The organism is Chitinophaga sp. (genome assembly GCF_019236475.1).
GTDB lineage: Bacteria > Bacteroidota > Bacteroidia > Chitinophagales > Chitinophagaceae > Chitinophaga.
On the sequence record NZ_JAFAIX010000004.1, the window covers coordinates 661,025 to 674,402 of the forward strand.

The 13,378-nt window shown below is 43.1% G+C and carries 9 protein-coding genes; 5 read left to right on the plus strand and 4 right to left on the minus strand.

Annotated elements, in window-relative coordinates:
• The first annotated feature begins 42 nt into the window (after nucleotides 1-42).
• Both lodA and lodB read left to right on the plus strand, forming a co-directional pair.
• Complete coding sequence (gene lodA, locus JO154_RS06735; RefSeq protein WP_291943036.1) at nucleotides 43-2,103, plus strand: CTQ-dependent lysine 6-oxidase LodA; 2,061 nt, start codon at nucleotides 43-45, stop codon at nucleotides 2,101-2,103.
• Nucleotides 2,104-2,107: 4 nt separating this feature from the next.
• Nucleotides 2,108-3,253, plus strand: a complete 1,146-nt coding sequence (gene lodB, locus JO154_RS06740; RefSeq protein WP_291943038.1) for a lysine-epsilon-oxidase maturase LodB — start codon at nucleotides 2,108-2,110, stop codon at nucleotides 3,251-3,253.
• 314 nt (nucleotides 3,254-3,567) lie between these two features.
• Here lodB and JO154_RS06745 read toward each other — a convergent pair whose 3' ends face one another.
• The 4 genes from JO154_RS06745 to JO154_RS26490 all read right to left on the minus strand — a co-directional run bounded on the left by JO154_RS06745 (nucleotide 3,568) and on the right by JO154_RS26490 (nucleotide 9,196).
• Nucleotides 3,568-4,491, minus strand: coding sequence for a hypothetical protein (locus JO154_RS06745; RefSeq protein ID WP_291943041.1), 924 nt, complete (start codon nucleotides 4,489-4,491; stop codon nucleotides 3,568-3,570).
• A gap of 18 nt (nucleotides 4,492-4,509) precedes the next feature.
• Nucleotides 4,510-5,316: a hypothetical protein gene (locus JO154_RS06750; RefSeq protein WP_291943043.1), complete on the minus strand. Its 807-nt coding sequence runs from the start codon at nucleotides 5,314-5,316 to the stop codon at nucleotides 4,510-4,512.
• Between the two features lie 367 nt (nucleotides 5,317-5,683).
• Nucleotides 5,684-8,875: a reprolysin-like metallopeptidase gene (locus JO154_RS06755; protein WP_291943044.1), complete on the minus strand. Its 3,192-nt coding sequence runs from the start codon at nucleotides 8,873-8,875 to the stop codon at nucleotides 5,684-5,686.
• A 159-nt stretch (nucleotides 8,876-9,034) separates the two neighbouring features.
• A complete protein-coding gene (locus JO154_RS26490; protein ID WP_366935565.1) occupies nucleotides 9,035-9,196 on the minus strand; it encodes a family 43 glycosylhydrolase in 162 nt (53 codons plus the stop codon).
• 330 nt (nucleotides 9,197-9,526) lie between these two features.
• Here JO154_RS26490 and JO154_RS06760 point away from each other — a divergent pair, with 330 nt between their 5' ends.
• The 3 genes from JO154_RS06760 (at nucleotide 9,527) to JO154_RS06770 (ending at nucleotide 13,290) form a co-directional block, all read left to right on the plus strand.
• Complete coding sequence (locus JO154_RS06760) at nucleotides 9,527-10,987, plus strand: M48 family metalloprotease (protein WP_291943046.1); 1,461 nt, start codon at nucleotides 9,527-9,529, stop codon at nucleotides 10,985-10,987.
• Between the two features lie 19 nt (nucleotides 10,988-11,006).
• A complete protein-coding gene (locus JO154_RS06765) occupies nucleotides 11,007-12,578 on the plus strand; it encodes a DUF6770 family protein (protein ID WP_291943048.1) in 1,572 nt (523 codons plus the stop codon).
• 334 nt (nucleotides 12,579-12,912) lie between these two features.
• A complete protein-coding gene (locus JO154_RS06770) occupies nucleotides 12,913-13,290 on the plus strand; it encodes a cupin domain-containing protein (protein WP_291943050.1) in 378 nt (125 codons plus the stop codon).
• The last annotated feature ends 88 nt before the right edge of the window (nucleotides 13,291-13,378 follow it).

A 13,378-nucleotide genomic window follows, 5' to 3' on the forward strand; every position in this document is an offset into this window, starting at 1 on the left:
CCATAATTCCATCTATAACTACACAAAACAAACTTTCCCTCAATGAAATTATCACTACATCCATCTGTAGGCGTTGCTCGTTTGGGCAATAGTCCTGACCAGATCTGTCTATCCCCCCAAACCATTGGTGGGCTTCCATTCGATGCCGACGAGCACGGGAATCAATTAGGCCCTGTCAAACACTTTAAAGATGCTACCGGCCGGATAAAGCGTCAGGGACAGGTTTTCAAAATCTACGATGAAAATGGCGTAGAGATTACCTATGATAACCCCAATGTAGAATCCATCACCTGGGAAGTGCATCTTGCCAATAAGAAAGCGGCGTGGTATCAATACTCCGAGCTGAAAGGCAACCTGATGTACCCTAATAACAGTTACAAAGAGTGGGGGGTACCTTGGCGTAATCCTGATGTTGTTGGAGAGAAGGAGCGGCAAACGCTTATTGTAGACCCAGGACCAAGAAGGATCACTGGTCCAAACCAGAAAATTTCTTTTACAAAAGAAGATGTGCAACGGGATTATCCTGCGCAATTTCCTCCGGCTGATGTAAAATATGGTACGGCTGTAAAAACACTGGGTGACTTGCTCACGGATGACAAAGGGAGACTTGTAGTGCTGGGCGGCTTAGGCAATGCCGGTGGCGATTTGCCTCTGACAAGCTATGGCGGCTCCAGTACCTGGCATGATGATATTTCGGATGGCCCTGTATCCTGCTTAGTTAAGTTTAAGAATGAATCGACGATTTGGGCCTTGAAAGCCTGGGTAATCATTGGATCGCCTGACTTTGCGCCGGAAATTGTAAATATCTCTACCCTCAGTGATACGATGTTTGATGTAGGGGTACGTAATTTCAATATGGTACCCGATATGCGCAAAAAAATAGGGGAAGGGGAAGAGGAAAAGGAAATTTGGAATGAAGATTATGAGGCTAGTTTCAAACACGATATTCTACCTATCATTGACCGTATCAGTAGGTATCAATGGGTGGCCAATGTTCCATCGATGATGGCCTTCTGCTCCTTTCAATTTGACTATGGAGACAATTCGCCTGCCAATAGGAATAACAGAGAGCAATATTTCTCTTACTTCCGCAGGCCTGATGGTGTACCGCCGCTCGACCCTCCTGAAGATCAACCACAGCAGCAACTCTGGAAATTGAATGGCGACGACTATTTTCCAGGGATGCCACTGAATGCCGGCAGCAACCCGGTAAGCGAAGTCAATATCGTAAAATTCCTGGCACTGGATGAAACGCAATATTTCCTCATGGGACAATGGGCCAAAGGGAAGTTTCATAGGGAGAAAGAACAGGCGTCTAACCCTATAAGCCCAGTGGATGCTGCCAGCGTAGGTAATTGCGTAGGACTTCCCATGTGCCCCGGTATTGAAGTGACCTGGAGCATGCAGAACAAGAATGTTTACGAAGCTCCTTACGTTATCAGGGCTCGCCAAAGAAATTATTTTGAAACGGGACTCTCTCCTGAAAGAGATGAATGCGTTGGTGGCGGTTGTGAGCCAGGAGATCTTACCAAACGTATGGCTTGTCCATGGCAGGCGGATTTCTTCCAGTGTACTATTCAGTATATCAATTTCACGATTCCTACTCAGAATAAGGATAATGGAAAACGGCTTCCACCAACCTATTATTCTTACTGGTGGCCACCTCAAAGCCCTTGGGATGTACTGACAGGTGAAATTACAGTTGAGGGCCAGGCAGCATCTGATATGCCAGCGGGAGTGCAGGTCAACTATCAACGAGGTATCAATAGCTTCGTACAAATGGTAGAACATTGGTCTGCATTGGGTTTCATCAGAGATCAGAACGCCAGCCAGGAAGGATTCCCATACCTGGTTGAAACAGAAAGGGTGAATGAATTATTTACTTTCCGGGATGTACCAGTAGGAGAAATCAGCGGGAATCCGAAGGATGATGAAGTCACCATACCAGTCTTCTTTATCGAGGAAAGTAAACCAGAAATTAAAAAGAAGAGTGCACGTGGAGCTGCACTGGTAGCCCATTTGGAAACACTGGCATTCAAACCGATTGCTGTGGCGGCCGAAGGCCTTCCTTTGCCTCGCTCTGGTAGCAGAAACAGATACTAACAGTATGCCGGTAAATATTCAAACAGATATCTTCATTGTAGGCGGCGGTCCAGCAGGGGCCGCCGCCGCTTTATGCTTGCTGACACATACCTCCTGTAAGGTAGCAATAGCAGAAGCCAGCGCATTCGATAATCTTCGTGTAGGCGAACACGTTGATGCCAGCATGTTCCAACTGCTGGAATACCTGGGTATTCCACGCGATGCCTTGGATGATGCAGGCATACAGGAAGGGTATAATAGTGAGGCAGCATGGGGGAGCGACCGTATTGTTTCGCGGCACAGCATCTATACCACAGAAGGCCGTAGCTACCAGTTGGACAGGCAACTGTTTGATCCCTTTCTGGCCGAGCAGGTGGCCACTCGCGGCGGACAGGCATTCCCACGTACTAAAGCATTGCAGTATCAGCAAAATGAGGAAGGCCATTGGACAATTCTCTTACAACACGAAACCCAAGGGCAATTTCAGGTGCATGCAAAATTCTTGATAGATGCTACCGGCCGCCAGGCCCAAGTTTGCAGGCATCTGGGTATTCCCGGAAAGCAATATGATCAGCTCACAGGTATTGGGGCCTATCTCCAGTTCGATACAGCACATGTGCCCGAACAAAAAATACTACTGGAAACAACACCTGAAGGTTGGTGGTATTATGCCTCTTTGCCCGGAAATAGGCTAGCGGTAACATTCTTTACGGATAGTGATCTGATCAAAAAGCATCAATGGCATCACCCCGATAACTGGAATCGATTACTAGCAGCCACCAAGCATCTGGTACCGCTAATACATGGCAGTCACGCCTATGGGAGACCCTGGGTGAAAAATGCTTTTACACAATTTACAGACACCGCATCCATCCCTAATTTCCTTGCCGTCGGAGATGCGGCACTGTCCTTCGACCCTATATCTTCCATGGGTCTCGGCTTTGCGATCAGCTCCGCTTGCCATGCGGCACTGGCTGCAAACTCGCAACTGCAAGGCGACTCATCAGGTATTACCCACTATCAGCATGATTTGCAGGAGCATTTCAGCAAGTATCTTCAACTAAGGGCATCCTTTTACAAAAAGGAGCAGCGATGGATGGAATCACCCTTCTGGGAGAGAAGAATAAAAAGTATAACCGATACTGTTAGTGCAGACACGGATCATCGCTAACAAGAAAGTTTAAAAATAAAACTAATAAAGCCCACTGCTACAGTGGGCTTTATTAGTTTTATTTCTTCGTTTGATTTTCCTGAATGAAGACAATATATGATTTCAGGAGTCCAATTGCTTTGCCTATTATAGCGAAGCATATGACAAAATAAAAGAAGAAAAAGATGTTCGTAAAAAAGCCATAATAAGCATAAGTTTTGAAAGCAATTGCAAATGCCGCAAACGCAAAAATACCTAAGATCATAAAGTATTTCCCAGTTGAACAACCGCAATCAGCTATAAATTTTGAAATTGAATGTGACATTTTCTTCCGTTTATACAGTGAATGAAGGCCTTTGGGCAAATGCATACCCTAAAATTGAGTTTGCTGCATCTCTTGCCTTTTCTCTCAATGGTATGGAGGAGTATTTTGCCGCCGCCCAATACCAAGCCAACCAACATACTTCCCAACGATATGGGCCGTTATATTCCCAGCTTGAGTCAGCTCCACTTTGACCTGCAATACCTCCTGCCCATGAAGGGAAATTTGCATCATGTGCTTTCCCGTCAATATGACGACACTCGTGGATAAGCGTGGAGGCTCGTTGCATCACATCAATATCATAGAAGAAATTTGTATTGTACAATTCTATTCGCTTTATTTGGCTGGCTGCATTGGCAGTCTCTAATCCTGCTGTACAAATCCAACTTGCAATATATCCGTATAAAATACAGATCGATGTGGTAACCCACACTAATCCTTTACATACCCAACTGCCGAGTTTGCAGACCAAGGAACACGGGGCCCAATCACAGCATTCCCAACTACAATCTTCATATGCGGTGCGCTGAAACTCTTTACAATCCCACTTAACCGTTTTCTGATATTCCGTACATCCCGCTCCAAATGTGGTGGCTATTTTTGATTTGTTAGATCCACATTTTGCTCTTAGCATGTATCCATCGATTTTGTCTCTTACAAAACGCCCTCCCCAAAAGAGCATATTTTCATTGTTATAACTATCGTTAGAGGTGTCTCCTGAAGAATAATCTAATGCCCATATGGCATTAAATGTCCGTGCCAGTGGCTTATTGGTATTGCAACAATCATCAAATCCCCAGCCCCCTTGCCACCAATCATGATCGAAATTATACTGATCCCATGCCCAATCAATAAAGGGTTGATTGCAAATTCTTTTTCCATAAAGATTATCGCCACTAATATTTTTGTCTGGAACAGTGTAGGTACAACGTGCCATAGTTTTTTATTTAGATTTTTAATGATTGATTTTGGGTGAATTTTTACCTGGATATTGGATGTGCGAAGAGTAATTATCATCCATGCCAGGTTTCGGGAGACGCATTTTTATTGGACCAGCATTGGTGATAAATTGTTCAGGGTTTTCTATCACAGCAACCTCCTTAACCTCCCTATGCCTGATGGTAATGATATCATGTTTTGAATGGGGTAAAAGTTTTAAAATTTTATTTTCGTTATCTGGATCTATACGCATCAAACTCTGGCAGGCGGAAATATTTAGCGTTAAATATTTACTTTTTAACAAATCAAACAACACTTCTTCTGCTTCCTTAATCCCTTTCTGTGCAATGGGCCTCAACCCTTCAATAGCCCGCAATCGAATAGCTGTTTCTTCTCTAACTGTTGAATACAAATCAATGTTCGTGGACTTTTCATATGGGATTTCTGCCAGCGCTATTTTGCTAAGTAATTTTGTAAATTCTCCTGATTCAAACTGTGAAATGCAATAGACGAGTAGCCATTTTGAATTGTATTCCGATTCTGTAAGGTTTTCGAAAGCAACAGTGAGCTCTTTTAAACAACCTGCTGGGTTTTTATTGAGATTTTCCAATAAATTGGATCTGTTACTATCATCGTTACTAATGGCTTTTATGTAAGCATGTAGTGCTTTCCCTATTTCACTATTAGAAAATAGTTGGCGATCATTTTTAATTTCGGAAATGGTCTGCGACAATTTCCTTTTAATAGTTTGGATGATGAGTACAATAATAAAAGCTATTATCGTAATTGTACCAAGGGTACAGAGAATAAAATGGATGCTCATAGTAGTAATTGGTTTATTATAATGCCCGGATTATTTTGGTTAAGTTCGACGTATATAGGCTATTAACAGATATGCAGGCAGTCTTCCAGGAAATTCTACTACCGACAGATTAAATTATTGACAATGTTTTACCAAGTAGAAAAAAGGAGTTTGGTATGCATTTACATAACGTGGAAAAGAGGTGGATGTATTTCGAGGTAATAGGCAGCTTAGGTAATGAAACGTTACAAAGTTGTATGGATTTACCATTTATTTTTCATTAAATCAATACGTATAAATACGCAAATTCGAACCCTGTAAAATAGTATCACCTAAATCCCATTGTTTATAACAGCGGGATTTAGGTAATACCCCTGATTATATTCCCTTATTGCTTAACAAATTTCGTCATACTTACTTTTCCATCTTTATTCTTAACACTGATAACATAAATGCCTGGAGCTAATGTCGAAACGTCTACCTGCGTGGAATTATTATTCACCAAGCGGCGTACTACCACCCGACCGTTTAGATCCGTAATATCTACTTCTGATTTTCCTTTATACCCAGTAAGATTAATGTTCAATACATTGTTGGCCGGGTTCGGGAATGCTTGTACACTTTGTTCATCGCTATTACTACTACGATCAGTAGATTTGGTAGCGGTGCCTAATTGTACGCGTAAGGTGTAACATTGCGTGCTGCTATTGGCGCCAGCGTAGCCATATACAAGTGCATAATAGGTGCCTGGACTCACGGTTTTACTAATAGTTTCACTAGTTGTGCCGGCATTTTGTGAAATGGCTACTTGTGTACCTGCGCTGTTCAACAGTTTCAGGTCATAGTCGGCTGGCAAGGTGCCCAAAGTAATCGTGATGGTACCACTGGTGGTGATGACAAATTTATAGTAATCAAGGTCGCCACTTGGATTGATAAGACCCGTAACATCTGTATTAAATGGAATGGTGGATGCACCCGCCATTGTTCCGTTGGTGTCAGTATCCAGGGGACTAGCGCAACCAGCGGTTATAGTAGTGAATTGAGCGGCAGTATAGGAACTGTTGTCGCTGGAACATCTTGATCTTACTCTCCAGTCATATAAGGTAACGGATGATAAGCCACTTATAGTAACCGAAGTAGCAGTGGTGGCACTAGCTGCATTGATCCAGGTAGAAGAGGAATTGGGTTTGTAATCTACATCATATCCTACCGCGCCACTTACTGCTGTCCAGTTGACAGTAGCTCCAGTACCGGTTACGGCAGAACTATTTAAACCTGATGGTGCAAAACAGCCTCCTAATGATGGGGTACTAAACTGTGCAGCGGTATAACTACTGCTATCGCTAGCGCAATTCGTTCTTACCCTATAATCATAAGTAGTGCTGGCAGATAGACCTGTTAAGTTCAATGAAACAGCCGTTGTTGCGGTTGCTGCATTGATCCAGGTGGAAGAGGTAGTGGCTTTGTAATCTACATTATAGGATACAGCGCCACTTACTGCTGTCCAGCTTAGGGTAGCCGCAGTAGCGGTGATAGCTGAACTGGTAAGGCCACTAGGTGAAGCGCAGGAAGATCCGGAGAGAACGGTGAAATTGGAATCGGAAATATCAAAGAAGATATTCCCCACCGCTTCTACATTAATCCTTGCGGTGCTAGTAGCCGTGTTAGGAATCGTTACCACTGCACTGCCGCTATTAGGCGTACTTGCTACCAGGGTATTGAAGGTGTTTCCGCCATCTGTGGAGATGGATATTTTTACATTGGCACAACTCACCGGTGATGCAGTAGTATTGGCCACATTCCAGGTAATCGTTTGTGCAGAATTACCCGCCCAGGTAACAGCCGTGTTAGGTGAAGTAACCTTAAAAGGCCCGGCTGAACTGTTAACGGTTACGGTCATATCTGCATAATTTGTTTGCCCAATAGTTACAGGTGGGGTAGAGCTATAAGGAACGTTATCACGAACGGTTAAGCGGAAGTTGAGCGTTCTTGCAACGGAACTTAATGCTTCCGTATTGGCACCTGCATCTCCGCCAGGCAAGGGACCGGAAACTAAGCCGCCGGCCAGGATAGTAGCCATTTTAGGGAAATACCTGGTGGGCGAAGTAGTTGGGGCAAATGATATCCAGTTTGGGCCTGTTGCTTTGGTAGGACTGGCCACACTACTAGATCCTGTTTGTGAGGAAGAGGCAGGGTCGTTTTGTTCCCAGCAATACGTCAGTACATCGCCGGCGTTGGCATCCGTAGCAGAGCCGGTAAGCGCGAAGGGAGTGCTGATAGGAATGATGTAGTTACTACCAGCGTTTACAACAGGCGTCGCATTATTCGCGGAAATATTGGTAGTGATAGGGCAAGTCTTGCTGGCAAGATTTGCCTGGATCTGTCCAATAGACACTGCATGGTAGACATCAATAGAATGCGGTGCAACATCCTGACTGGTGATACCGGCATATCCCATGATAGTAATACCTGATCCGGGTTCAACATTCATATTGGTGCCTTCGTTGCTCATAGAAAAAGTATGGTTAGCGCCCAACTGATGCCCTACTTCATGCACCACATAATCGATATCAAAATTATCGCCTTGTGGAATATTGTCGGCAGGAGAGGTGAAGCCGCTTCCCTTTTGGGCGTCCACACAAATACATCCAATACAGCCAGCATTACCACCACCGCCAGATGCGCCGAACAAGTGGCCGATATCATAATTCGCAGCGCCAATCTTCGTATTCAGCGTATTCTGTAATTCACTGTTCCATGCACCACCTGCGCCGGTGGAGGCTACGGAATACGGATCTGTAGCTGGATCGTAAAATATCACAGCGGTATCTGTGGCTATCAGGTTGAGGTGTATGGCCAGGTCCTTTTCATAAACGCCATTACAACGCGTGAGCGTGGCGTTGATAGCTGCTAGTACTAATGATACCTGTGCCGGACTGGTAGCTCCAAAATAATTGGAATATTCGGCCGTAACAGATTGGGCGAGTCGTAATGTTTTCGCATCACCTGTAGATCTGGCAATCGTGTTGGGCAACTGCTGGCCGATGGCCGTTGCCATCTTTGATTCGGGCGTAGTACACTTCCAAGGAAGCACTTTTGCGTGCTTTTTGAATACCGTGTAAACAGTATGATCCGCAGAATAAGGTTCAATAAATTCATTTTCCTTTTCCGTGCGGAAAATCATTGTTTGAATCCCCTGTGGAGATACGCTCAGCTTTAATGTGGCATTTTTATCGGTGATACCTTTTCCGGAGAATGCCCTTATCTCCGGGAACTGCGCCTGCAACGCAGGATCAAAATTGGAGGCTTCGATAATTTCAAATTGCTCTATCTGACCATCTGCATTGGGTAAGGAGATAACGGTTTTAGGTGCTGCTTTATTACTAACAGCTTTGAATGCCTCGCTTCGCAATGCAGGAAGGTTCAGATCAAATAATTTGAAATTTGTTGGGAATGCAAGTCGAGATACGGCTTTGTCGGTGTTGATTTTGACCGTGTCCGTATGGGCTTTCCAGTAATTTTGTGCAAACGACATAGTGCTGTAAAACAATACTGTTGCAAGGAGTAATAGTGTTCTCATGAAGGCTACAGATTTGGTTGAAAAAAAGGGTTACATCATAAATGTAGCTTAACTCGCTGCAACATGATTGTATCTAGGTAAGTTTATACTTTGCGTACTTGTAACGTCAATGGTTAAACGTAGGTGCTTGATAATGAAAATAAAAATCGCCCATAGATACTATCCATGGACGATTTTTAAAGGAAGGTCTTTTGATCTGGCGATAGGACTGCCAGGAACATAATGCATACTGGTAGATATAAAATAGAAATCATCGCCCACCCTGATGATATTAGGATCTGGCCAATCCCCCGCTGACAAGATTATAAAATTTTTTCTCATTGTTAAAGAAAAGCTATGCAACTGTAACGAGTATACGCAATCATACAGATGAAGTATTAGCGGAAGTCATCCAGTATGTTCAACATTTACCTGGTAAGTAACCGCCTCAAAGTGCTCGGGAAAGTGCGCTGGACAAGTATAAGCGGAGGCTTCTGCAATAAGAGCTACCCAATTGTATACCTAGATAAATTCTAAAACCTGCTCCCAGCGCAGGTTTTAGAATTTATACCCCCTTTATAACACGCTTTGGGGATGGACGCTATCTTGGGCTAAATATTAATATGTATATATTTGCTATATATTAGCACTTTATACCTATACCTATATACTATGTCACATTACACGCGTTTAGTAACCTTCGCGTTGGTCCTGTTTTGTTGCCATCGCACTTTTGCACAATCAGGAGAGCTATACCGTTACCAAGACCTTTCGCATATTTTCTACCAAAAACAGATCGATTCGCTCAAAAAAGTATGGGTTTGCCCGAATATTTATAAGGAGAAGGCCACCCAAAAACAGTATAAAGAGTATTGGGATGATCGTACCGAGTTTGTAACCAAATCCATCAAGGATGACAACTTCCTCTACGAGAAGGAAGTCTATGGCTATATTGATAGTCTCATTAATCAAATTGTACAAGCCAATAAACAATTGATACCTGTTAAGCCGTTAGTGTTGATCGACAGAAGTGCTGTTGTAAACGCTTATGCAATGGGAGGGAATATCCTTGCGATCAATCTTGGGCTGGTGGCGTTTAGTCGTTCCCGTGAGGATCTGGCGTTGACCATCGCACACGAGCTATCGCATAATATCATGCTGCATCCTGAAAATGGCTTAAAACAGCGCGCAGAATGGATTACCTCCGATGAATATAAAAATGCCATGAATGCCGTGCTGGATCAGAAATATGAAAGGCTCACCCGCCTGAAAAAGATCTTCCAGGGCTACTCTTTTAGTAGAAGTCGCCATCAACGCTATCATGAAAGCGATGCCGACTCGCTGGCGATAGTGCTCCTGAAGAAAAGTAATATCGGCTTTGATCCCTCCTTTTTCCTGCGATTGGACAGTGCTGATCTGCAATTTAAACAGCCATTGAAACAGCCATTACAGCAATATTTTGCTGCCTATAACGTAACAATAGACAATGCATGGACGCAAAAACGTGCGAAGGGATTATCGACCAGGGCATATAGTTTTAAAGACAGCACCTCGCGCGTACAGGATTCATTAAAAACGCACCCTGACTGTGTAGATCGTTATAATAAAACGCTAGCATTGGGGAACGTGAAAAATAATTTTACCCCAATACCTGCTGCTATTAAGGAAAAAGCCAAGAAAATGCAGTTATGGAATATGTATGTAAACATGAACCTAACTGCCTGTATGTATACGATTTTGATGGAGAAAGACAAGGGGAACACGGATCCTTGGTATGATTTCATGGCTGGAAACGTTATCACCGGGTTGTATTATGCAGACAGGGACTTGAGCCGATTTAACGCAGTAGGCGTTGTTCCGAAGGAATTCATCTCCAAAGATTATTATGAACTACAAACTTTGTTTGAGCAGATTCCCCGTGAAAAGCTGGAGGAAATAAGTAAAACACTGCTAACCGCTCATGCATGGCCTAATATTAAAAAAGATGAAGCCGCATTTCATCGTTTGATGAAATCGTTGACTACTGAGTCCGATATTTCCCAGTCCAACAAAACCAACATTGGTAAAACATTCATTAATAGTAACGAAAATAGTCTGTACGCAGAGTTTGCACACAAATTTGACAAGCCCTAATATTTTATCCCTATAACAAATGAAACGAATCATTCTGGCTAGCATGCTTGTTTTATCTTTCGTAAGCAAGTCTAACGCCCAAACAAAAGTATTTAAAGAGGTCAGTAACAGTATCTCCACCTCTGTGAGGCCTATTTTGCAGGATAACACCTTGGTAGGTTATCTTTCCTTCACTGAATTAGAGCGTGCAAATGCCGATTCATTCCATTACAGGTTAGACATCATGGATGAAAACCTGAATGATATCGGAAAATTGGAATTTACAGAATTGAAATTGGATTTGCAGTCGGTGGCTTTCGAACAGGATGTCCTGTGTCTTGCTTACCTGAAAAGTAACTTCATTGGTTATGGTACCATGAAAAGAAGAGAGCGAAAGGAGCATTTACGTACCGCTTCTGTGTCTGTATTTACGCAGTTTGTAGGGTTGGATGGGAAAATCATTAAGACAAACACCGTTAAGGTCAATGTGAAGATGCTGACTGCTTACAACAGCGTTTCCTATGACCGCACCCAAATGGGCTCTGGTGGTTTGAAGCATGGCGTGCAGTTGAGAAATATGGCAGGCAAAGGTTTTGTTTGTTTTTATGGAGACGAAAGCAAAAGCTATCTGACCGTGTACAATACGGAAGGAAAGGATATTTGGCATAAGGATTTCCTTTTAGGAGCAGAGTCTTATAATATCCTGCCTTCCAACCATGATATCTTCTTGCTCTACAGAAAGAAAGAAAAACTGTGGGAAGGGGGTTATTGGCTAACAGGCTATAACATGGATACCAACAAATCTTTCGACAAGGTGGAGCTCTGTGATAAAAACGGCCATTCGTTTGCAGTTAGAACATTTGAGAACGATCCGGTAAGCGGCAGACCTTTCCTTTCTGGTTCTATCTTGCATCCTCGCAAGGGTAATGCCGCCTGGACCGTTAAACAACTGGCCAAGGGTCCTTTCACTGGCGTATTTACGGCACAGGTCAAAGGGGAAGGTACCAGCAAAATGGAAACAATCGTTTCTGACTGGTCCGATCACGCACAACCGGATTTCACCTCCAAAGGACGTTACAAACCTTCGAAATCTATCATGTATTTTGAGCCAGGATTTAAAGATTACGAAGGCAATAATTACTTCGCAGCATCCACCTTCAAAAGAAAGCCTAGATGGGGTGCTATTGCAGCATTGGTAACCACTGCTCCACTGATTTATCCACCGCTCTACATTATTCAATTCACGGGTACGCAGAAGTCGCAGGCAAGAGAAGCGATGCTGTTCAAACAGGATAAAAAAGGTAAACTCACGATGGTGAACACTATTCCTACTACGTACAGCTCTTATGTAACCAGTCGTATGGCAAGTGTGGGACTGAGACCTGATTTCTACAATGCAGTTAATAGCGAAACGAAGTCGAACTACCTGATTATTACGGATAAAAAGAATGTAAACGTTTATAACGTAAAACAGCAGAAGATAATCCGTACCATTCCTCGTAAAGATGGTTCCGTGACCACTACTATCTATCCTGCGAAAGAAGGACATATCATGGTGTCTGAATATGATAAGAAAGAGAAAACAAGGAAATTCTCTATTGAAGCGCTGTAAGCAGATTTACAATCATAGATATACAAAAAAGCCATCTCCGCAAGAGATGGTTTTTTTATATATCTATGCCTATATGTAAAGAATATTGGCGGCCGAGTTTGATCGTGTCTCCCGATAATTTAATAATTTATAAAAGTGTTTTACTTTTTATCAGCCAGCCCTGGTTGCGCTGGTTACTTGCTGTAAAACAGGCGTTTATGGCTCAAATGTACCTACCATTTATCATGGAGCACTCGCAGAATTTCCCGCACGTATAACCAGATATCAATCGGCGTTTTACCTTGATAAGATCCCATGCTAACTTGCAGATAGTTCTTCACTTAAATCTTTGTTTATGAAAGCGACCTACAAATGGATGCTCCCGCTGTTCATGTCAGCAGGATTATTTTTCGCTACGACAAAGGTTACGCTAGCACAGGATCCAGTGAAAGTGGCTCCAAATCTTTATCAAAAAGTACTGATAGATAATGATCAGGTTCGGGTTATGAAAGTAGCAATAGAACCAGGCGTAACTGTACCGTGGCATAGTCATCCTAACCATGTGGTATATGCAGAATCTTCCGGAAAAGTTGAAATTACAGAAAAAGATAAAGCACCTCAAGTAGTGGATATCACCGCCGGCGATGCGATGTATTCTCCAGCCGTAACACATATGGCTAAAAACATTGGTGCAACAACCATCCGGTTAGTTATAATGGAAATTAAACCATAATTTTTCAGCCTCAGGCCTAAACTGTATTACTGTCCTATCTACTGTTCTGCAGCAGATAGGACCGTTTTACGTACTGTATCACCTGCTG

What these genes read in the sequence shown, in the direction of transcription:
- lodA (WP_291943036.1), top strand. Translation starts at nt 43, where the DNA reads ATGAAATTATCACTACATCCATCTGTAGGCGTTGCTCGTTTGGGCAAT.
- lodB (WP_291943038.1), top strand. Translation starts at nt 2,108, where the DNA reads ATGCCGGTAAATATTCAAACAGATATCTTCATTGTAGGCGGCGGTCCA.
- JO154_RS06745 (WP_291943041.1), bottom strand. Translation starts at nt 4,491, where the DNA reads ATGGCACGTTGTACCTACACTGTTCCAGACAAAAATATTAGTGGCGAT.
- JO154_RS06750 (WP_291943043.1), bottom strand. Translation starts at nt 5,316, where the DNA reads ATGAGCATCCATTTTATTCTCTGTACCCTTGGTACAATTACGATAATA.
- JO154_RS06755 (WP_291943044.1), bottom strand. Translation starts at nt 8,875, where the DNA reads ATGAGAACACTATTACTCCTTGCAACAGTATTGTTTTACAGCACTATG.
- JO154_RS26490 (WP_366935565.1), bottom strand. Translation starts at nt 9,196, where the DNA reads ATGAGAAAAAATTTTATAATCTTGTCAGCGGGGGATTGGCCAGATCCT.
- JO154_RS06760 (WP_291943046.1), top strand. Translation starts at nt 9,527, where the DNA reads ATGTCACATTACACGCGTTTAGTAACCTTCGCGTTGGTCCTGTTTTGT.
- JO154_RS06765 (WP_291943048.1), top strand. Translation starts at nt 11,007, where the DNA reads ATGAAACGAATCATTCTGGCTAGCATGCTTGTTTTATCTTTCGTAAGC.
- JO154_RS06770 (WP_291943050.1), top strand. Translation starts at nt 12,913, where the DNA reads ATGAAAGCGACCTACAAATGGATGCTCCCGCTGTTCATGTCAGCAGGA.